Here is a 21,986-nt window from a genome sequence, read left to right as displayed (position 1 = left end):
AATGTAATTTTTTTGATAAAACTGAAAAACATATACTTTATTATACGGACAGCGTTCAGCGCGTGGCTGACGTTTTTTTCTTTATTGGTTCTAGCCCAGCAAACTCCTTCCTTACCCCGGCGTTTGCCTACCCCTACGAACCGCCCGACTGGGTCGGGAAATGTAACCCAACCAACCGTTACGCGGCCTGCCTCCCAAACCATCGCGCCGGGAGCCAGACCAGATGCCGTTGCGGCGGGTGATACGGTGGTCAACGATACTACGCAAGTTGACCAGGCTTTCAAAACGACCATAACCGCGACATCGAAAGACTCCTCGTTTTTCGACGCTACTGGTCGAATTTACGAACTGTTTGGTGATGCGGAGGTAACCTACGGCGATATTTCGTTAAAAGCAGCTTATATCCGATTAAATTATGCAACGAACGAGGTGTTCGCGCAGGGACGCTATGACTCAACGTCTAAAAAATGGGTTGGTTTGCCGATTTTTAAGGACGGTGCCGAGCAGTACGATACCAAACAAATTCGCTACAATTTCAAGTCGCGGAAGGGTATTATCCAGAGCGTTGTAACTACGCAGGGCGAAGGCAATATTCGGGGGCCACGGGTGAAGAAAGACGCCGACGACAACGTGTACATTGGCAAAGGAAACGGCGAAACACCGATCTATACAACCTGTAATCTGGCGATACCGCACTTTCACATTGCGGCCACCAAAATTAAGGTTGTTCATAACCGACAGATTATAGCCGGGCCTTTTTATCTGGCTATCAACCAGATTCCGCTGCCGCTGGGACTTCCTTTCGGCTTTTTTCCGATTCCGAAGCAACGGGAAATTGGAACATCGGGCCTGATTTTTCCGCAATATGGAGAAGAACCCAATGGACGAGGTTTCTTTTTGCGTGATGGCGGGTACTACTGGGCGATGAACCAGTATATCAGCATGCAGTTCAAAGGGTCGATTTACGGCAATGGTAGCTGGGGCGCGGGAGTGGAATCGCAATACCTCAAACGCTACCGCTACGGAGGAAACTTTGCGCTTCGTTTCGCCCGTAACCGAACATCCAATATTGTAGACACCACGCAGGGGCCACGGAATGATTTTAGTATCATCTGGTCACATGCGCCCCAGAATCGGGGCGGTCGGTCGTCTTTCTCGGCCAACGTCAACGTAACCAGCAATAGCTATAACCAGCTTAATGCCTATAGTGCGCAGCGTTACATGTCGAACGTAGCGGGCTCGTCGGTGCAGTATAGCCGCCAGGTCGGTCAGTATGTGCGAGGCGGGGTGAATTTCCGGGTAAACCAGAACTTTGGTCAAACCAATCCGACGACTGGCTTACGGGAAAATGGCCAGACGGACGTTTCAACGGATTATAACATCGGGGTAACACAAATTGCGCCCTTTGCGTTGAATGGCGGTTCGGGCCGCTGGTACGAGACTTTCCGGGTGGGGATGGACCTCAGCGGAAGTGCCCTGATCAATAACAAACGCCGGATCATCGATACCACGGGCTTAGGTTTCCCGGTTATTGTGGCCAACAGCGCTGCCATTCGGGAAACGGGCGTTGCGGCATACCTGGATAGTCTGGAACGCGTTCGGCAGGGCGACTATACGGCGATATCGCAGACTTTATTACCCTTTAACTTCCAGACGCTGCCAGAAATCCTGGGCAACATGAGCGTGCAGAACCGGTTTTCGATTCCGATCTCATTGCCGAACTTCAAGCTGGCCCGTTACATTAACTTTACGCCGGGTATCTCGTTTCAGGGCGATTTGTATACGAAGCAGTTAAATTACCGACGACGGGAAGTACCCGGAACCGATCAGCCAACCTACGTTTACCAGATCGATACGCTGGACAAAATATCGGCAACGTACTCGACCTCCTTCAACGCCAGCGTAAACACCCGCGCCTACGGAACGTATTTCATCCGAATGGGGCGTCTGGAAGCAATTCGGCACACGATTGCCCCGTCGGTTTCGTTCAGCTATGTGCCTGATTTATCGAGTAATTTTTCTCAGGAAATTACGGGCTATACGGATGCTTTGGGTCGGCCCCTACGCATGTCACGGTATCGGGGGCTAGGAGGGAGTACGGGTACCGCTGTAGGTAATGCGGCTTCTATCAGTTATAGCATTGTCAACCAGATTGAAATGAAGGTGCGCTCGCGGAGTGACTCGTCGAAGAGTGAGTTTGAAAAAATCTCCCTTTTTGATAACATCAGTTTAACGGGGAGCTACAATATCTACGCCACGCAGTTTAATTTATCGCCCATTAACCTGAGTGCCAATACGCAGATTCTGAAGAAGATCAGCTTTAACTTCAACGCTACATTTGACCCATATGCGTATGAGTACCGACGGCCGGCTACGAATGTTTACTATATTGACGACCGGGGAGCCATTGCCCAGCGCGGTGATAAAGGCGATCTGGTTTTGACGCGCGTTAATACGCTGGCTATCAACAGCAACTTGAAACAAAGTCCGCTGCATCTGCAAAACCTGAATTTCTATTTGAGCACGCGTTTCGCGCCGCCGGGTGCGGATAAGCCCAAGCAAATGCCCAATGCAAATGCGGCGCAAACACCCGCCGAAAACGCTCAAATGCGCGATGTTCAGCTAAATCCAGATGCGTACGTTGATTTCAATATTCCCTGGAGCATTAACGTAAACTATACCTTCAGCTTGAGTAGGTTTACTCCAACGCAAAGCCAAATCGTTCAAGCGCTGCAACTAACGGGCGATTTGAGTCTGACGCCGAAGTGGAAAGTCTCATTGACGTCGGGCTACGATATTGTGGCCAAAGCGCCTTCCCTGACGCAAATTACAGTTCACCGCGATCTGCACTGCTGGGACATGAATTTTAGCTGGACGCCTTTTTCGGGCAGCCGGTTCCGGTCCAACTTCTTTACCTTCGACATCCGGGCGCGTTCCAGCGTCTTGCAGGATTTGAAGCTTACCCGACGTAGCCGAGGCGGTTACAACGTCGGAGCGTACTAAGCAAAAGAGGGATATCCCAAAGTTTGGGGTATTCCTCCCAAAGTTCCCCCTGTTCATCCCACTTCATTTCCGAGCTGAAGGCAATGTGTTTGTTTTGAATCGTTAACCACAACGAAAACAAACACATTATCATGAAATCGACCTTCGCTACCGCCTTTCTTTTTGCTGCTGCTTTTTCATTTGCCGCTTGTACGGACAACACCATTGAGCCGAGCCGCTACACCACGCCAGTAACGCCCGCGCGTACGGTCAGTGATTCTCTTCGGGCAACGTTTCAGGATGTGTACACTGAACTGCCTAACCAGAAAAGAACGCCTGACGATCAGTTGCCCAAACAGCCTCAGGTAACCCCTGTCCCTAAAACGATAGACCTCCCGCAAGCGCCAATTGAATCGATCATTGCCGAACCCATCCAGAAAAAAATCATCGCTGAATAAGCCCATTGAACGCGACTTTCCTAACCAGTCAACGCCTTTCTACCCCAATGAAACCTAGCCGCTCCATTTACACCGACTTTCTGTCTTACGTTAAGAACCCGGGTTACGTGCAGCCCGTCAACGTAGTCGGATTTAGCAAAGTAACCTTGTTCATTCGCTTGTTTTTGACCCAGTGTCCTTTTTGGTTGGGTTCTGGTTTTCTGGCCGCCTTTGTGGTGCTTCAGTTCGAGAAGTGGACCGGCGCTGACCTGAGACAACACCACGCTATTCATGGCTGGAGCTTTTTCGTGGCGGCCGTTCTGATTGTTCCTTTGGTGGAAGAAACCATGTTTCGCTTTAGCCTGCAACTAACCCCCGGGCGATTAGCCAGTGCACTCAGTATAATGCTGCTATTGGTATTGTTTCGTCTTTATAATAACCTGAGCAGCGCAACGCCGCAGTACCTTGTTGTAGGGATATTTGCTATGTGGAGCCTTGCCAGCTATCTGCTGGTGAAGTGGATTCGTCAACCCCGGCTTTTCGGGCGTATCGAAGCCTTTTGGCGGCAGCATTTCCGGGTGATTTATTATCTCTCGGCCTTTTCCTTTGGTTTTTTTCACCTGAGCAACTGTGTTGAGCTTTCCGTATGGCATCTGGCACTAGCTCCTCTGATTACGCTTCCGCAGATTGTGCTGGGCTTCTATCAAGGCTATGTGCGAATGACCTACGGATTCTGGTATGCGGTAGGTTTACACATGCTGGTGAATTTAGGTCCGGTTACCCTCATGATGACCAGTCAATTTAATTAATTTTACCCCCTTACTTGACATGGAAAGGCTAATACTCGTTAAAAATACCATCGAAGCCAAAGCCCTAAAAATCGATACAAACTTGACTCCCTTCATCAGTCAACAAATTCAATCTACATCGCCGGTACTTGCCTTTTTGAAAAAGCACTGGATCTTGCTCGCGCTAGTGGGAAGCCTTGGCTATCTGACTTACTTCTTTTCTGAGCAAAGTTTACCATCACGCATACAGGAAATGCTGACGGATTATGAGGAACGGGGAAAAGTAAACTACCGCAAAAAAGGGCAACCGAGTGTTGAATTGGGACTCGCATCCCCCGAAGACAAGAAAGGGGCAGGCAGCCAGAAAGTAAGAACGCCGCCCGACTCTTACCGCCTGGGTTATTTCCTGGGTCGGGTTGCTGTCGAGTGGAAAGCTGTTTTTGCCGTTTTGCTTTTCGTAATCGCCATTGCCGAATTGAGCTACCGTTATTTATTCCGGCGCTTGTACGAAAAAGACCGAATTGGTCAGGTGGTTTATACACTGATATGGCTGATTGCTTGGTTTGCGCTTAAGATTGCAATCAGTCTCTCTAGTAAAGACCAGGCCGTGAAAGATGCGGAAGCGCTTTTACTCTATCCCCTGATTCCGGCGCTTTACCTGCATAACCTGTTTAAAAGCTGGCGCGATTCGTTCCGGCGGCAGGCAACGTTGCTTCAGGAAAAAACCCAGGCCGAACTAGAAGCCCTCAAAGCGCAGGTGAACCCGCATTTTCTGTTCAATACGCTGAATAACCTGTACGGTACGGCACTGATGGAAAACAGCCCGCGCACCGCCGAAAGCATCCAGCAACTTTCAGGAATTATGCGCTACGTCATGGAAGAGTCTCGGGTGCAGGTAACCGATATCCGGCGCGAGCTGAAGTTCATCAACGATTACATCGAACTACAGGAGATTCGGCTGCCCCGGCTGGATACGATCCGGATTGAGACCGATATTGAGTGGGATGAGCAACCCGTAAAAATTGCCCCGTTGCTGCTAAACCCGTTGATCGAGAATGCCTTTAAGTACGGAATCAGCATTCAGCATTCTTCTTTCGTTCGCATTTTTCTGCGCGTTGAAAAGGGCCAGCTCAACCTAAAAATTGAAAACAGCATTCCGCCACGGACCGATCTGGAAAAAGGCGCGGGATCAGGATTAGCCAACGTCCGGCAGCGGCTGGCACTGGCTTATCCGGGAAAGCATCGCTTACTGGTAGAAGAAAGCCCAAATAATTTTTCAGTAATACTGACCATCAAACTCTAACGATTATGACGCTCAAAAAGAAATTTTTGATTACTTTTCTGATTGCTATTCCCTTAACGTTAGCTGCTGTAAAGTGGATTGGCATCCTCTCCATGACAGTTTTGGCTCCGCTTTATTTTGTATTGGCCAAACGTTATTTCGAAAAACCATAATCTGCTATTATGATCCGTTGTATTGCCGTTGACGACGAACCCATTGCGCTGGATATTATTCGCTCACATGCTTCGAAAGTGCCGTTTCTGGAAATGAAAGCTACTTTTGTGAATGCATTCGAGGCGCTGAACTATCTCAAAACTGAAGCGGTTGACCTGATCTTTCTCGACATCAACATGCCCGACCTGACCGGCCTTGATTTTGCTCAGGTAGTTGGCAATAAGTCGCTGGTTATTTTCACGACGGCCTATCCCGAATATGCCTTACAGGGATTTGAACTCAGTGCGCTGGATTACCTGCTGAAACCCATTGCTTTTGGGCGGTTTTTACAGGCTTGCAATAAAGCCTACGAACGGGTTTCGGGCAATACAAAGAAATCGCCGTATGTCTTTGTCAAAGATGGGTATGATTGGGTGCGGATCAATCTGGAAGAACTGCTTTACATCGCGTCCGAAGGAAATTACCTGACCTTTCAGGAAACAAGCAAGAAAACGCTAACCCGCATGACCATCAGTGAGGCCATGGAAATGCTGTCGGCGGAGGATTTCATGCGGGTACACAAATCGTATATCGTCGCGCTGGACCGCATCGAAAAAATTGAGCGGCACCAGCTAACCATTAACAAGTTGCAGGTGCCGCTCAGTGGCTCTTACCGGGATGAGTTGCTGGAACGGGTCAAATAAACCCGACTCGTCAGGCTTTTACATTATCCAGATTGAAATGCAGGCCCCGGTTATCGCTTCGCGACATCGCGGCTTTGAGAATCAAATAAGCTACCTCAATCATATTGCGCAGTTCGCACACGTGAACCGACACTTTTGACTGTCGGTAGAGTTCTTCGTGTTCGAGGTAAATCAGTTCCAGACGGTCCATGGCCCGCTTCATCCGGCGGTTGGAACGCACAATGCCTACGTAATTGGACATGATCGATTCCAGTTCCCGCTTCATTTCCGTGACCAGAATCAGTTCTTCGGGATGCGTAGTGCCCGCGTCATTCCATTCGGGGAGGTCAGGGGGCGTAACAGCAGCGTTGAGCTCTTCCAGCGTTTTCACGTAGGCCCGGTGCCCGAAAACAACGGCTTCCAGCAGCGAATTAGACGCCAGACGATTGGCGCCGTGCAGACCCGTGCAGGAGCATTCACCGGCGGCGTACAAGAAATTGATGTTGGTTTGTCCCCATTCGTTGACGCGCACGCCCCCGCACATGTAATGCTGGGCCGGAACCACCGGAATGTACTCCTTCTGAATATCAATCCCCAGGTTTTCGCGGCAGTAGGCCGTAATATTTGGGAAATGCTCAACGAATTTTTCGTAATCGCAGTGCGTCACATCCAGATAAACGTGCTGATCCCCCGATTTTTTCATCTCGGAGTCAATGGCCCGAGCGACAATATCACGTGGAGCCAGCGACAAGCGCGAATCGTACTGCTCCATGAACGTTTCTCCCTTCTTGTTACGCAGAATCCCCCCGAAACCACGGACCGCCTCTGAGATCAGGAAGCTCGGTTTTTTGCCGGGTTCATACAAAGCCGTCGGGTGAAACTGGATGAATTCCATGTCCTTACAAATTGCCTTGGCGCGGTATGCCATCGCCATGCCATCACCGGTGGCAATCGTCGGGTTAGTGGTACTTTGGTAGATATTGCCAATACCGCCCGTTGCCAGCAATGTGGTTTTAGCCAGAAAACGCTCAACCTTACCTGTCTGTGTATCTAGCACATACGCTCCAAAACAATGATTGTCCGGGTCGTAGCGGTGCACGGTTTCGCCGAGGTGGTGCCGCGTAATGAGGTCAACGGCGTAATAATGCGTGAAGATCTCGATGGATTTTAGCGACTGCGCCTTTTCCAGCAAAGCCCGCTCAATTTCGGCTCCGGTAATGTCCTTAAAGTGCAAAATCCGATGATCGGAGTGACCGCCTTCTTTGGCCAGATCATAATCCCCATCTTTTTCCCTGTCGAAGCGGGTTCCGTAATCAATGAGTTCCTGAATGCGTTCCGGCGCTTCCCGGATAACGATCTCAACAATCTCGCGGTTGCTCAGAAAATCGCCCGCAATCATGGTGTCTTCGATGTGCTTCTCGAACGAATCATCTTCCGACCAAACCGCTGCGATGCCACCCTGCGCGTACTTGGTGTTGGTTTCGTCGGCGCGAACTTTCGTGATGACAGCAATGCGGACGGGCGTTTGCTGCTCTTCGAAATGAATAGCCAGTTTCGTGGCATACGTCAGTCCGGCAATACCAGAACCGACGACAAGGAAATCATACTGATGGGGCATAGGATATTAAATATTCTTACTCATCTCCAACATGCGCAGAACTGAGGCTTCGGCTTTTACCCGAATGTCTTCTGGAACGGAGATTTCCGGCATTTCATAATAGAGGCAATTATACAACTTTTCGAGCGTGTTCATCTTCATGTAAGGACATTCTGAACAGGCGCAGGTATTATTTTCTGAAGCCGGTGCCGGAATGATCTTTTTGTGCGGAACCGCCTGCTTCATTTTGTGCAGAATGCCCGCTTCGGTGCCCACGATAAACACCTCATCGGGTTGATCGACCACGTATTTCAACAGCGCCGTTGTGGAGCCTACGTAATCAGCCTGGCTCAAAATGTGCTCCTGGCATTCCGGGTGGGCGATGAATTTAGCGCTTGGGTATTTCTGGCGCAGTGCCGTTAGTTTTTCCTGCGAAATATCGATGTGAACAATGCAGGCACCGTCCCAAAGCACCATGTCGCGGCCCGTCTTTTTAGACACAAACCGACCGAGGTTGGCATCCGGGGCAAAGATGATTTTCTGATCAGCCGGCAGGCTTTCGACGATCTTCAGCGCGTTGGAAGACGTAACGATAATGTCGGAAAGCGCCTTGATCTCCGCTGAGCAGTTGATATACGACAAAACGATATGATCGGGGTACTGTGCTTTGAAGTCGGCGAACTTATCTGCCGGGGCCGAATCCGCCAGTGAACAGCCTGCGTTTAAATCAGGGATAACGACTTTCTTGTCCGGGGACAGAATTTTGGCCGTTTCACCCATGAAATGCACCCCGCAGAAGACAATCATCTCGGCATCCGTGGCGGCAGCCTGTTGCGAAAGACCGAGGCTATCGCCAATGTAATCGGCTAAGTCCTGAATGTCGCTGTCGACGTAATAGTGGGCGAGAATCACGGCGTTTTTCTCCTTCTTCATGCGCCGGATTTCATCCATTAAAAAGTCTTTATCTTTTGGCGTTGAGCGGCTAATATAGCCAACCTGCCGTGCTTCTTCTTCTAAAGTAAGTGGGAATGTTGCCATGACCAAAACAAATAGGGGTCGTAAAAATGGGCCGCGAAGGTCAACCCTTGGCGGGTATACTTAGTAAGCTTTCAAACTTAAATCCAGACTCTTCACCTGGTGAGTCAGGGCACCAGACGAGATGTAATCAACGCCTGTTTCGGCGTAATCACGCAGGTTGGTTTCATTGATGCCACCCGACGCTTCCGTAATTAGCCGACCGTCGATAAGCTCAACCATCTGGCGCAGTTCGTCGGGTTTGAAATTATCCAGCATGATTCGGTCAACGTGGCCTACCCGCAGCACCTCTTCCACTTCGGCGCGGTTGCGCGTTTCAACTTCGACAGAGAGAAAACGGTCTGTTTCCTGCAAATACCGAACTGCGTGTTTGATGGCTGCTTCGATTCCACCGGCGTAGTCAATATGATTGTCTTTAATCAGAATCATGTCGTATAAACCAAACCGGTGATTGACGGCTCCGCCGATTTTGGTCGCCATCTTCTCGCAGATGCGGAAGTTTGGCGTGGTCTTGCGCGTATCAAGCAGCTTGGCTTTAGTACCTTCCAGCAGGGCTACCATAGCGCGGGTATGCGTGGCAATGCCGCTCATGCGCTGCATGCAGTTCAGAACCAGGCGTTCCGCTGTCAGGATATGGCGGGCGTTGCCACTAACGGTCAGCACAATGTCGCCGTAGTGAATGGCTTCGCCATCCTGCTGATAAACGTGCACCTGAAGCGCGGGGTCTACCGTCTCAAAAATAGCTTTGGCCACTTCTATGCCTGCCAGAATACCGTCTTGTTTGACCAGCAGCCGGGCCCGACGTTCAGCATCGGCGGGAATGGTTGCGAGCGAAGTATGATCGCCGTCGCCGATATCTTCGGCTAGGGCAAGTTGTATAAATTCCTGTAAATCCATTCTCAATTGTTTGCGGCGAATGTAAGTTGTTTCCTATTTAAACAAAAAATTTGGGCAAGTGGATTCGTATATTTATCAGCTTTTTAAATAAGATTTTTTAATGACAAATTAACCGGAATCTGTCGCTTTAGGGTGCTTATGGCCAAATAAACGTTTGTTTTCCTGCGAATTTGTAACGAAATTCGCAGACTCTTTCGCTTTGGCGATTGATTGATGAGTGCATGAACGTACAACGGCCAACGAACATATCGCGCTTACTGAGTCTCTTCCTGACGGGAATGATGCTGCTTATGGCCGTGGTTGGTCCCAACTGGACTAGCACTCCGGCTGTAGCGAAAGCGCCGGTTGCTACGGAAAAGAAAGCAGGTAAAGCGACTGGCCAGCCGGAAGAAACCGTGATCAAAGCGGCTTCGTTCGAGGCGGTGGTAACGCCCGCTACTTCGTTTGACTTTTCGCAGGCGGTATACCTGCTTCCCCCAACGATACAGCTTACGGTCCGGGATCTGCCTAAAATTCCCCGGTTGTTTGAGGTTCCCTATTTCTATTTTTCCTATTTCCGAAACGTCTTTGGGCATCACATCGCGACCAACGCGCCCTAACTCTATTCGCAGACGCTTCGTCTGTGTTTGTTTACCTTCCCTTTTTTACATTCACTTATTCCATCAAATTTAGAATACACGGGCTGGTGCCCATGCTAATTTTATGCAAAACCGAACCGGTATATTAATCCTGACGGGGGTAATTGCGGCAATATGCCTTTACTTTCTGTCATTTACATTCGTGTCCAGAAGCATCAAGCAGGACGCTGAAAAGTACGCGACTGACGCGCAGGGTCGAGTAGACTTTGCCAAAAAACAGCGTTACCTGGACTCGCTCTGGAAAGAGCCTGTTTATCTGGGAAGTACGTTGCAGGAAGTTACTGAACGCGAGTTAGGTCTGGGTCTGGACTTACAAGGCGGGATGCACGTGGTACTTGAAGTTTCTCCCGCCGACATCCTACGCGGATTGGCCGGTGGAACCCGCGACCCTAAATTCAACGACGCGATTGCCAAAGCCAATCAGGCCGCAAAATCAAGCCAGTCGAGCTACGTTGACCTGTTCATCGACGCTTACAAAGAAACATCGCCAGGTACACGGCTAGCCGATATTTTCGCTAACAGCGGCAACCGGAGCCGGATTAACCGCCAGTCGTCGGACGCTGAAGTTCGTAAGTTGATTAACGAAGAAGTACAGGGCGCCATCGACCGAGCCTTCCAGATCATTCAGGCGCGGGTTGATAAATTTGGGGTATCTAACCCGAACATCCAGCGGTTGCCAGGCAGAAGCCAGATCCTGATTGAGTTACCGGGCGTTGACAACCCAGAGCGGGTACGTCGTCTGTTATCGGGCGCGGCAAAACTGGAATTTACGGAAGTATACCAACTGAACGAAATTGCTCCGGGTCTGGAACAACTTGGCGCTTATATGGTCCAGGAAGCGGCCAACCTGAAAGCAGCAGCGGCTAAAACGGGAACCAGCGCAGCCACTACAGACACAACGAATAAAAGCGGTGCTACCAGCCTGGAAGCACAGCTAGCGCAGAAAAACCAGATTGCGAAAGGTGATTCAGCGAAAAGCGATACGTCGGCTCAGGCGGCTCAAAATGCAGCTCTGACAAATCTGTTTGTACCGATCTCGCAAAACCAACTGGGCGTATTCCTGAAAGATACGGCACGGGCCAACGAAATTCTGGGCCGTCCGGAAGTGAAAGCCCTGTTCCCGGCAGATGCAGCGATCTCGTGGGATCGTAAAACGATGAAAGCCGGTGATAACAAAGAAATTTTACCGCTTTACTTCCTGCGTAAACCAGCGGGTCGTGCGGCTCTGGAAGGTGATGTAATTGTTGACGCTTCCAATGACTATGATGACCGTGGCCGTCCAGAAGTAACCATGCGTATGAACGCCGAAGGTGCCCGTAAATGGCGCTCCCTGACTGCGGCTAACATCAACCGTCCGGTGGCGATTATTCTGGATAACCTGGTTTACACAGCGCCAACGGTACAAAACGAAATTCCAAACGGTAGCTCTAGCATCACGGGTAACTTCACCATCGAAGAAACCAAAGATATGGCGAACGTTCTGAAAGCGGGTAAACTTCCTGCGCCGACCAATATTGTGGAAGAGGCCGTTGTAGGAGCAACCCTAGGTTCAGAAGCCGTTTCGGCGGGTGTGGTTTCATCCCTGATCGGTTTGGCCATTGTCCTTGTTTTCGTGGTGATGTACTACGGAACGGCTGGTTTCATTGCCGACTTAGCCCTGTTTGTTAACCTGTTCTTCCTGTTGGGCGTGATGGCCTCTCTGGGTGCAACGCTGACCATGCCGGGTATTGCCGGTATCGTTTTGACAATCGGTATGGCGGTCGATGCAAACGTACTGATTTACGAACGTATCAAGGAAGAACTGGCGCTGGGTAAGCCGTTTAAGGTGGCTATTTCGGATGGTTTCAAAAATGCGTATTCGTCGATCATTGACTCCAACGTAACGACGCTTTTGACCGGGGTTATCCTGTTTATTTTCGGTACCGGTCTGATTCTGGGTTTTGCCACCACGCTGGTTATCGGTATCATCACTTCCCTGTTCGCGGCGATCTTCATCACGCGTTTGATTCTGGAAGCGTATGTTCGCAACGGTAAAACATTGGCTTTCGGATCAAGCTGGTCGAAAAACCTGTTCAAAGATTCGGCTTTTGACTTCGTATCGCGTCGTAAACTGTACTACACGATTTCGTCGACCATCATCGCTTTAGGTATTGTTTCGGCTGTTTTCAGAGGATTCGGTTTAGGCGTTGACTTTAAAGGTGGTCGTTCGTACGTGGTTCGCTTCGAAAAAGGCGTAAGCACCGACGATGTCCGGGAAGCACTGGAGCAAGAACTGGGCGAAAATACCGCTAACGAGGTAAAAACATATGGTGGTACTGGCGTTGGCGCCAGCAACCAGGTTCGGATTACAACCAGCTACCTGGCCGATGAAACAGCACCTGAGTCCGATAAGAAAGCAGAATCGAAGATCTTGGCCAGCATTGCCAAAATTCAAGGCAACAAAGGCAGCATCGAAAGCTCGCAGAAAGTAGGTCCGACCATTGCCAATGACCTGATTTACTCGGCCCTGTGGTCAATCTTACTCGCTGTCGCCGTTGTGTTTGGTTACATCCTGATCCGATTCAAGAAACTGGCTTTCGGTTACGGTGCGGTGGTTGCCTTGTTCCACGACGTTTTGATTATCCTCGCGATTTTCACCATTGGTAACGGCTTCCTGCCCTTCTCACTGGATATTGACCAGGCTTTCATCGGTGCCTTGTTGACCATTATGGGTTACTCCATGAACGATACAGTCGTTGTATTTGACCGGGTTCGTGAGTATCTGGCTGAGAACAAGAGCAAAAAGGAGAGCATCTCGACCATTATCAATAACGCCTTGAACAGCACCCTAAGCCGTACGGCCGTAACGGGTCTTTCAACCATGCTCGTATTGATCGTGTTGTTCATCTTTGGTGGGGAAACAATCCGTGGCTTCTCGTTCGCCATGTTGCTCGGGGTCATCGTGGGTACATACTCTTCCCTTTTCGTGGCAACACCAATTGTTGTTGATACGCTGACTCGGGATCAGATTGCCGAAACGCCTGCTGTTCCTGAAGTAGTAGGAACCAGCAAAGGTGCCAAACCGGCTAAAGCATAATTTTACAGAAACCGAAAAAGCTGGGCTTATATACTCAGCTTTTTCGGTTTCTGTAAAATAATTTGTAGATTCAGCGACAAATTGCCAAATCCTCTTTCGTTATAATCCAAGATTTACTACTCGTACACTTCCTGCATGGAAACTAAAAGCCAATTTAAAGACAAAAGCGTATGGCGTAAAAAGCCAATGTATCTGTTTGAACAGGATATTCAGAAAAGTGAACTGAAGCGCGTCCTGGGTAAATGGAGCTTAACTGCTATCGGTATTGGAGCTATCATTGGAGGCGGTATTTTTGTATTAACAGGAACAGCAGCGCACTACCACGCCGGTCCTGCGCTGGCGCTTTCTTTCGTAATCGCGGGCATTGGTTGTATTTTTGCGGCCCTTTGCTACGGTGAATTCGCGGCCATGTTACCCGTTGAAGGTTCTGCCTATGCCTATGCGTATGGAACAATCGGCGAATTATTTGCCTGGGCCATTGGCTGGGGACTGATTCTGGAATATGCCATGGGAGCCATGACGGTAGCCGTAAGCTGGTCAGGTTATTTTAATAAACTAGTTCATTTATTTGGGATTGACATTCCGTTCTGGCTCCGAAACGACCCGGTGTCAGCCGCTAACTACGCGCAGCTAAACGGCCTGCCTGACCCCGGTTTTGCCTTGAATCTACCTGCCTTCCTGATTGTCTGGTTGGTGACGTATATTCTAATCAAAGGAATCAAAGAAGCCGCGAATACCAACAACATCATTGTGGTTCTGAAAGTAGCAGCGGTTATTTTCGTGATTCTGGTCGGTGTATTTTATGTTCGGGCAGCCAACTGGGAGCCATTTATCCCGGCTCCAGAACTGATTCCGGGTGAAGATGGCAAACCGCACGAAGCTTATGGCTGGGGTGGTATTGTTAGTGGTGCTTCGGCTATCTTTTTTGCTTATATTGGTTTCGATGCCGTTTCGACGCAAGCTGGCGAAGCAATCAACCCCCGGAAAGACATGCCTTTCGCCATTATTACTTCGCTATTGGTTTGTACCGTTTTGTACATCCTGGTATCGCTGGTATTGACGGGAATGATTAACTACAAAGACATTGTTGGAGACGCACTGAAAGCACCCGTTGCATACGCTTTTGACGCAGTAGGACAAGGCTGGGCGGTGTTCATTATTACCGCAGCGGCAACCGTTGGTTTGATTTCGGTGATGCTGGTAATGATGCTGGGCCAAACGCGGGTATTCCTGGGTATGGCAAAAGATGGTCTGCTACCGGGCTTCTTCCGCGAGATTCACCCAACATTCAAAACACCCTGGAAAAGCACCCTGCTGGTAGGAACGGTAGTGTCAACCATTGCGGCCTTCACACCGATCAGCGTGTTGGGCGATATGACTAGCTTTGGTACTTTGTTCGCTTTTGCGATGGTTTGTCTGGCCGTGTGGATTCTGCGCCGTCGCGATCCAGATCGGGAGCGTCCTTTCCGTGCTCCGGCTCTGAACATCATTGCGCCACTGGGCATCATTGTGAACACCATTCTGATTCTGAATTTGAGCGGCCTGGCCCAGAAACTAGCCTTGGTATGGTTAATTTTGGGAATGGTTGTTTACTTTTTATACGGTCGTCGCCATAGTAAGTTGAATGACTTATAATCGGTAAAGCCTTGACAGTGAGCTAATCAATAACTCACTGTTTCATTAAAAATCCCCTTCAGGAAAGCGCCACCGCCGACTTGAAGGGGATTCTTTTTTAATTTTTGTAATTTTGCGCCATGACAAGTTCGGAACTGCTTGGCTACGGATCAGCAATACTGGTTGGTTTAGTGATTGGGTTAGCCGGGGGCGGAGGCTCCATTTTGACAGTTCCGATTTTCGTCTATCTATTCGGTATGCAACCTATACTAGCCACTTCCTACTCACTTTTTGTCGTAGGAACGACCTCGCTGGTAGGGTCTATTTTTCAATTCTGGAAGGGGCGTATCAATCTGCGGGTAGCGGCGGCCTTCGCTTTACCCTCGTTTATTTCAGTTTATCTGGCTCGCCGCTTGCTGCTTCCGGCGCTCCCTGATCCGATTTTTCAGTACAACTCGGTAGTCATTCCGAAGAACAACGCCATTTTATATTTTTTTGCGATTGTAATGATTCTGGCCGCCCGCGCCATGATTCGCCACCGGCAGCCCGAACCGGCTGAAATCTCCGATCACCTGTCGGGAATTGATCGGCCTCGTTACGTTTCTTTGGCGCTGGATGGGCTGGCCGTTGGCTTGCTAACCGGCACCATAGGGGCAGGCGGCGGCTTTCTGATCGTGCCCATGCTGGTCTTGCTGGCAGGAATGCCCATTCACCGGGCAGTAGCGACTTCGATTTTAATTATTTCCGTGAATTCATTTGTTGGGTTTCTGGGCGATGTCCAACACACCAGGCTTGACTGGAATTTTCTGCTGCCTTTCACACTCTTATCGGTAGTTGGTATTTTTATCGGGCTGGCGCTGGCGCGCTACATTGCACCCGTGAAACTAAAAAAGGGGTTTGGCTGGTTTGTACTGGTAGTTGCATTGGGCATTCTGGGACGTGAGCTGTACAGCGGAATGCCATTCATCAACCGATAAAACACAAGAAATTTTGATACTTCTAGCTGCGTAAGAACATGAAAATTGAACAAATCTATACGGGTTGTCTGGCGCAAGGCGCTTATTACCTCGAAAGCGAAGGCGAAGCAGCCGTGATTGACCCACTGCGGGAAACTGCGCCGTATGTACGCAAAGCTGAGCAGGACAACGCAACCATTAAGTATGTATTTGAGACGCATTTTCATGCCGATTTTGTATCGGGACACCTGGATTTAGCGCACAAAACGGGCGCTACCATTGTCTACGGCCCAAATGCCAAAACGGACTTTGATGCCTACACGGCAACGGACGGTGAAGAATTTTCCATTGGCCGGATAAAGTTAAAAGTGCTGCATACGCCGGGGCATACGATGGAGTCAACAACGTATTTGCTCCTGGATGAAGAGGGAAAACAACGCGCCATTTTTACCGGTGATACGCTCTTTATTGGTGATGTAGGTCGACCGGACTTGGCCATCAAAGGTGACGTAACAGAGCAGGATTTGGCTAGTTTGCTTTACGATAGTTTGCACACGAAAATTATGCCGCTGTCCGATGATCTGATTGTTTATCCGGGGCATGGCGCTGGGTCGGCTTGTGGTAAAAGCATGAGCAAAGAAACCAGCGACACGCTCGGAAACCAGAAGCTATTCAATTATGCCTTGCGGGCAGAAACGAAAGAGAGCTTTATTGAGCAGGTATTGGATGGACTGTCGCAGCCTCCCCAGTACTTTGCTAAAAATGCGATGCTGAACAAAACCGGCTACGATAGCATTGACGAAGTGCTTGAGCGGGGTTCGCACGCCTTAACGCCCGAAGCATTTGAGGCCGCCGTCAATGAAACCGACGCGCTCGTGCTTGATGTGCGGGAAGCAAAGGAATTTGCGCAGGGTTTTATTCCTAATTCGATAAACATCGGTCTCAACGGACAGTTCGCCCCCTGGGTTGGCGCCTTAATTCCCGATTTAAAGCAGCCCATCGCTTTGGTTACTCCGGCTGGAAAAGAAGAAGAGACCGTACTGCGTCTGGCTCGGGTGGGATATGATTACTGCATTGGCTATCTATCGGGCGGTTTTGAAGCCTGGAAAAAGGCGGGCCTGGAAGTAGATGAAATTGAGTCGATTTCCGCCGCCGTTTTTGCTGAAAGGCTGGCGGAGACGCCAACTTTGTCCGTAATCGATGTTCGGCGTCCGGCTGAATACGACCCTGAGCATCTGGCCAATGCCGAAAACGTGCCGCTCGACGACTTAAATAGCCACATGGCGGCTCTCAATCGGAATGAGCCTTTGTATGTTCACTGCGCGGGTGGTTACCGCTCCATGGTAGCTAGCTCCATTCTGAAAGCCCGAGGTTTTGAGAAAGTAGTGGATGTTGCGGGTGGAATAGCCGCCATCAAAGCGGCAGGTTTGCCTTTGGTGAGTAAAACGGCTTTGCCGCTTGAGTAGCTAGTTAGAAAATCATTCAATAATTTTAATAATCCTGCTGGTGGCTTAAGATAAGCGTCTGGCAGGATTACCTTTTTTTGGTGGGTTCCGTAGGTTTCTCGTCAATTCCCATTGTGGTCAGAACCGGATTGAGAATTTGGGGAATAATCCGAATCCGAAAGACCCGGGCACCCGCAACGTCGAAATCACAGTAGTAATTTCCCCGCTGCTTCAGACTTCGATAAACGGCGGTGTAATTGACTTTAATGGGCCATCCGTTCAGGGCCAAGTGGTTAACAATGCTTTCAACTGCTTTTTTCAGATTTGAAAAGTAGACCGTGAACGGCTCGCGCTGCCGGATTGTATTCAGTGAACCAATGTATTGAATCGTAACTTCGTAAATAACCTGGGAATGGCTTCTCATATGTTGACCAAAAGTATATTTTGGTAACCAACTATATTGAAAAATTATGCACTTATTTTTCAATCAATAAACTATAGTCAGCTTTCAGTCGTTTAATATATAAGTTTTTCGGTAAGAGCGCTACAAAGATCCTTTTGTGTAGCGCTCTTATTTTTTTGTGCAAAGTGAAACACAACAACAAAGCAGAACCCCAGGAGCACTTTCCCGGGGTTCTGCTTTTAGGAATATACCTCAATAATTCATTAGACTTGCGCTAGTGATTGAGAGGGCAAAAAGCTTTTATTCTTAAGTTCCTTGCGAGCCTTAATGGATACATGCAGCAGATAGCCAATCAAATACATCTCCATGGCATATTCCAGCATATAAACAGGCTTAGAAAAAATTTCGCCTACGGTTTCGTAGTAAGGTTGTCCGATGCGCCACCAGAATGACGGGTGGACAGCGGCAATTACATTGAAAAGCATCAGCCAGAATACTTCCTGTTTGTTGTGAAAATTAACAAAACGGTAAACCAAAGGAAGCATGAACAGGTAGGCATAGTTGGCTACCGCGTTCTTCTGCACTACAGTCATAATACTGAATGTAGCAATAAAAAACAGCGGAAAATATTTGCTGTAGTCCCGGTTCCGGACCTTCTGAATAATCAGCATACCTACTCCCAAACTAATCAGCAACCCCACGTAATTCCAAACAGATAAACTCGGATTGATAAAGGTTGAGGTCCAGGGATGCAGCAGAGAAGCCCAATTCGGCGCCTTTAAATAAGAGCCCTCTTCAAGGGGCTGTTCAATGAACAATAGACCCGTTTTAAGGTATAGGAAAACAAGGGTTGGTAAGCCCAATGTCGCCAAACCCGCGATAAACGCAATTGGCCGACGCGCCAGCAGCAGGAAGGGGATAACAACGAGAATAAATACCGCCTTGGTGGATAGCAGCCCCAGCGCAAGTATAAGCCCGCATAAGTAATCGCTCCGTTTGCGGATCGTGGCCTGAAGCGCCAGCAAGGCAAAAAGCCAAAGCCAGACATCCTCCTGTCCGCTCATCACCGTGAAAACAAAAGGAACGGGAAGCATCATGTAAAACAAACCCCTGAACAGGCGCTCTCCGCGTGTCTGTTTCCCCTCGTAAAACCGATACGTAAGCCAAACGGCTAACAGCTCAATCAAGGTCAGGTGCAAGATGAGAATTTTGCTGTTATTCCAGAAAAACAGCGGGATTGACATCCAATAACCGAACAAAGGGCCGTAAGGACAGTATACGTCCCGGTACATGACTTTCAGGGTTTTGGCAGCCAAACCTATCGGGTAATAATAAAAGGCTACGTCTGATTCGGGCGTAAACGAGCAAATCAGATAGATGATAACGAAAGGAATTAACCGAAAGATAGCCCAGAAGATGAGTAACCACGGTAGCCTTTTTTGGGTAAGATAGGACTCTACCGCTAGCTGATTACGAACTAGTATCATCAGGCCGCCACTCAGCAACAGAGCAGCACTAGCTTTTGCTAAAATGATAAACATGGACGATATCGAATATGCTTAGAGGTCTTATACGGCAGGCTGCGTTGAATCAACGACGGCGCTGTAGTTTGTGGAATACGCCTGATCAGTCGCCTGGTTGAGCGATTGCAGGTGCGTAAATGTGCGGCGAACCAGCGAAAGCAGTAGAAGCACCTCAACCACCTGAATGGAATAATCCAGGATGCAGGAAGGGGCCGAGAAAACAACAGCCAGACTATCATAATTCTTCATTCCGGCGTAAATAACCCAGATAATGGGCTGCACCACGAGAAGAATATTGAGTAGAATAATTTCGTAACTAAAACGCTTATCGCGACTGCTCATTAATTCAAACAGCACAACAACCATATACGTAAAAATATAATAACCCGGCGCACTGGGCTGAACCAGCATGAAAATACCAAACGTCAGGATAAAGAGGGAAGGGAAAACGCGCTTGTAACCCAGATGGCGGTAACGAATAGCCACGTAGGAGGCCGCGCCCATGGTGATAAATAAACTGATGGTATTCAGGCGGGTCAGGCTAACTTGGTTGTATAAACCGCTCAGCAGGGGACGGGTAACGCTCACGATGTTGGGGGCCATGTGGTAACCCGAATGTTGCAAGGGCATCAGAAAAGCATCCCCCATTAATAAATACAAAATAACTAGCGTAGGCACACCGATAATGGCCAGTCCTAACACGTATTCTACCTTGTTTTTGACCAGGAAGAAAAGCGGTAAAAGCAAGACAATCAACATACTTTTGATGGTGATCATGGCTAAACCCCATAACAACCCAATTTTAAGGCTGCTCGATTGACGGCTGGCGTAAACAAGGGTAATCAGGCCAAATCCCCAGAACCAGATATCTTCCTCGCTACTCAAAATCATGGCCACAAAAGGAAGCGGTAACAGGTAGTAAAGCACGGCCTGTAAGAGCGCATCGGGCTTGGTGGGGCGGTAATACCGGTAGGTAGCCCAGACGATAATGGCTTCAAAAATAGCCATGAAGGGCACCAGCACTTTCGCGTTATTCCAGATAAAAAGCGGCAAACTGATAAAGTAGCCAAACAAAGGTGCGTGGTAGGAAAGGAAATCACGGTAAACCATCTTTCCCTGATACGCAGCAAGGGCTTTGACGTAAAAAAAATCAGTGTCGCTGCGAGGAGCAAAGTTAAGAATCAGGTAAACGACCACGAAAGGAACCAGTCTTAAAAGCACGAAGGCTCCCCAAATGGTCAGATTAGGACGCGCTTCCAGACGACTACGAAAACGATCTGGATAGGTAACCAGTAACCAGCTTGCCAGCGCAAGAGCAAGTGTGATACCCACTTTTACCACCGAGACGGTGTCTAACAGAAAATTCATGTATTTGTTGGTATAATCAGGCGCAAAGTTCGGTAAAGTTATACAATGATAAGCTAGTTACCCCAATAAAAAAACGCCGTCTTTGTAAACGGCGTTTTTCTTATTTAGCGATTATAGAGCGGTACTATTTACGGTATAAAACCGTATCAACAGCCTGAAGTGTGCGTTTTACACTAGGTAAAATAACCTCGATTAGTGTTGGCGCGTAAGGAAGCGGCAAGTCCAGATTGTTAACCCGAACCACCGGTGCATCCAGATAATCAAACGCGTTGCGTTGAATGTTATACGTCAGCTCCGACGAGATCGCCGCCAGTGGCCACGCTTCTTCCACGATGACGCAACGGTTTGTTTTCTTAACGGAGTTAATGATGGTTGCGTAGTCGATTGGACGAACGGTACGCAGGTCAATTACTTCCGCTGAAACCCCGTTTTTCGCTAATTCATCGGCTGCCTGGATGGCAATTTTCATGAATTTCCCGAAAGAGACCAGTGTAACGTCATTGCCTTCCCGAACCACGTTGGCCTTGCCAATCGGAATCAGGTATTCTTCTTCCGGAACCTGTCCTTTATCGCCATACATCAGCTCCGATTCCATGAAAATAACCGGATCATTATCCCGAATAGACGATTTCAGAAGCCCTTTTGCATCGTAAGGATTCGACGGAACCACGACTTTCAGACCGGGCGTGTTGGCAAACCAGTTTTCAAAGTTCTGGGAGTGCTGGGACGACAACATCCCGGCGTTACCGGTGGGACCCCGGAAAACGATAGGGGCCGAATATTGTCCACCTGACATCGACATCACTTTGGCAGCACCGTTAATAATTTGGTCGATAGCTACCAGCGAGAAGTTAAACGTCATGAACTCAATGAGTGGCCGTAGCCCATTCATAGCTGCGCCAACGCCGATTCCGGCAAAACCAAGTTCGGCGATGGGCGTATCGATTACCCGCTCTGGCCCAAACTCATCCAGCATTCCCTGGCTTACTTTGTAAGCGCCGTTGTATTCAGCGACTTCTTCGCCCATCAGGAATACCTTCGAGTCGCGGCGCATCTCTTCCGACATGGCCTCGCGTAGTGCTTCGCGGAATTGTATTTCTCTCATCGTA

At 49.1% G+C, this 21,986-nt stretch carries 17 protein-coding genes; 10 read left to right on the top strand and 7 right to left on the bottom strand.

Annotation, left to right across the window (positions count from 1 at the left end; all coding sequences use genetic code 11):
• Positions 1–123 precede the first annotated feature (123 nt).
• The 5 genes from L0Y31_RS00505 to L0Y31_RS00485 all read left to right on the top strand — a co-directional run bounded on the left by L0Y31_RS00505 (position 124) and on the right by L0Y31_RS00485 (position 6,346).
• Positions 124–3,003, top strand: a complete 2,880-nt coding sequence (locus tag L0Y31_RS00505) for a putative LPS assembly protein LptD (protein ID WP_234735107.1) — start codon at positions 124–126, stop codon at positions 3,001–3,003.
• Between the two features lie 131 nt (positions 3,004–3,134).
• The gene (locus tag L0Y31_RS00500; RefSeq protein ID WP_234735106.1) at positions 3,135–3,440 is read left to right on the top strand and encodes a hypothetical protein; all 306 of its coding nucleotides are present in this window, start codon (positions 3,135–3,137) and stop codon (positions 3,438–3,440) included.
• A 47-nt stretch (positions 3,441–3,487) separates the two neighbouring features.
• Entirely contained in the window at positions 3,488–4,228 is a 741-nt protein-coding gene (locus L0Y31_RS00495; protein ID WP_234735105.1) for a CPBP family glutamic-type intramembrane protease, read from the top strand.
• Between the two features lie 19 nt (positions 4,229–4,247).
• Positions 4,248–5,510, top strand: coding sequence for a sensor histidine kinase (locus L0Y31_RS00490; RefSeq protein ID WP_234735104.1), 1,263 nt, complete (start codon positions 4,248–4,250; stop codon positions 5,508–5,510).
• A gap of 161 nt (positions 5,511–5,671) precedes the next feature.
• Positions 5,672–6,346, top strand: coding sequence for a LytR/AlgR family response regulator transcription factor (locus L0Y31_RS00485; RefSeq protein WP_234735103.1), 675 nt, complete (start codon positions 5,672–5,674; stop codon positions 6,344–6,346).
• Positions 6,347–6,356: 10 nt separating this feature from the next.
• On the opposite strand, the gene nadB is transcribed toward L0Y31_RS00485, so the two are convergent.
• From nadB to nadC, 3 genes are read right to left on the bottom strand one after another with little or no spacing between them, the layout of a single operon-like run.
• Entirely contained in the window at positions 6,357–7,943 is a 1,587-nt protein-coding gene (gene nadB, locus L0Y31_RS00480; RefSeq protein WP_234735102.1) for an L-aspartate oxidase, read from the bottom strand.
• A 6-nt stretch (positions 7,944–7,949) separates the two neighbouring features.
• Positions 7,950–8,960: a quinolinate synthase NadA gene (gene nadA / locus L0Y31_RS00475; protein WP_234735101.1), complete on the bottom strand. Its 1,011-nt coding sequence runs from the start codon at positions 8,958–8,960 to the stop codon at positions 7,950–7,952.
• A 60-nt stretch (positions 8,961–9,020) separates the two neighbouring features.
• The gene (gene nadC / locus L0Y31_RS00470) at positions 9,021–9,854 is read right to left on the bottom strand and encodes a carboxylating nicotinate-nucleotide diphosphorylase (RefSeq protein WP_234735100.1); all 834 of its coding nucleotides are present in this window, start codon (positions 9,852–9,854) and stop codon (positions 9,021–9,023) included.
• Positions 9,855–10,075: 221 nt separating this feature from the next.
• Between nadC and L0Y31_RS00465 the strand changes: the two genes are divergently transcribed.
• From L0Y31_RS00465 to L0Y31_RS00445, 5 genes are all read left to right on the top strand, one after another.
• Entirely contained in the window at positions 10,076–10,453 is a 378-nt protein-coding gene (locus L0Y31_RS00465; RefSeq protein ID WP_234735099.1) for a hypothetical protein, read from the top strand.
• Between the two features lie 103 nt (positions 10,454–10,556).
• Positions 10,557–13,568 carry a protein translocase subunit SecDF gene (gene secDF / locus L0Y31_RS00460; RefSeq protein WP_234735098.1) on the top strand — a complete coding sequence of 1,004 codons (3,012 nt, stop codon included), beginning with the start codon at positions 10,557–10,559 and terminating at the stop codon, positions 13,566–13,568.
• A gap of 135 nt (positions 13,569–13,703) precedes the next feature.
• Positions 13,704–15,203 carry an APC family permease gene (locus L0Y31_RS00455; protein WP_234735097.1) on the top strand — a complete coding sequence of 500 codons (1,500 nt, stop codon included), beginning with the start codon at positions 13,704–13,706 and terminating at the stop codon, positions 15,201–15,203.
• Between the two features lie 119 nt (positions 15,204–15,322).
• Complete coding sequence (locus L0Y31_RS00450) at positions 15,323–16,159, top strand: sulfite exporter TauE/SafE family protein (RefSeq protein ID WP_234735096.1); 837 nt, start codon at positions 15,323–15,325, stop codon at positions 16,157–16,159.
• A gap of 38 nt (positions 16,160–16,197) precedes the next feature.
• The gene (locus L0Y31_RS00445) at positions 16,198–17,604 is read left to right on the top strand and encodes an MBL fold metallo-hydrolase (protein ID WP_234735095.1); all 1,407 of its coding nucleotides are present in this window, start codon (positions 16,198–16,200) and stop codon (positions 17,602–17,604) included.
• A 67-nt stretch (positions 17,605–17,671) separates the two neighbouring features.
• Here the strand turns inward: L0Y31_RS00445 and L0Y31_RS00440 are convergent, their stop codons facing one another.
• The 4 genes from L0Y31_RS00440 to L0Y31_RS00425 form a co-directional block, all read right to left on the bottom strand.
• The gene (locus L0Y31_RS00440; RefSeq protein ID WP_234735094.1) at positions 17,672–18,007 is read right to left on the bottom strand and encodes a hypothetical protein; all 336 of its coding nucleotides are present in this window, start codon (positions 18,005–18,007) and stop codon (positions 17,672–17,674) included.
• 242 nt (positions 18,008–18,249) lie between these two features.
• Complete coding sequence (locus L0Y31_RS00435; RefSeq protein WP_234735093.1) at positions 18,250–19,527, bottom strand: hypothetical protein; 1,278 nt, start codon at positions 19,525–19,527, stop codon at positions 18,250–18,252.
• Positions 19,528–19,554: 27 nt separating this feature from the next.
• A complete protein-coding gene (locus tag L0Y31_RS00430; RefSeq protein WP_234735092.1) occupies positions 19,555–20,877 on the bottom strand; it encodes a hypothetical protein in 1,323 nt (440 codons plus the stop codon).
• Positions 20,878–21,001: 124 nt separating this feature from the next.
• Positions 21,002–21,982 carry a pyruvate dehydrogenase complex E1 component subunit beta gene (locus L0Y31_RS00425; RefSeq protein ID WP_234735091.1) on the bottom strand — a complete coding sequence of 327 codons (981 nt, stop codon included), beginning with the start codon at positions 21,980–21,982 and terminating at the stop codon, positions 21,002–21,004.
• Positions 21,983–21,986: the final 4 nt, after the last annotated feature.

It is taken from the genome of Tellurirhabdus bombi, assembly GCF_021484805.1.
Classification (GTDB): domain Bacteria; phylum Bacteroidota; class Bacteroidia; order Cytophagales; family Spirosomataceae; genus Tellurirhabdus; species Tellurirhabdus bombi.
This window is presented reverse-complemented; position numbering and strand designations above follow the sequence as displayed.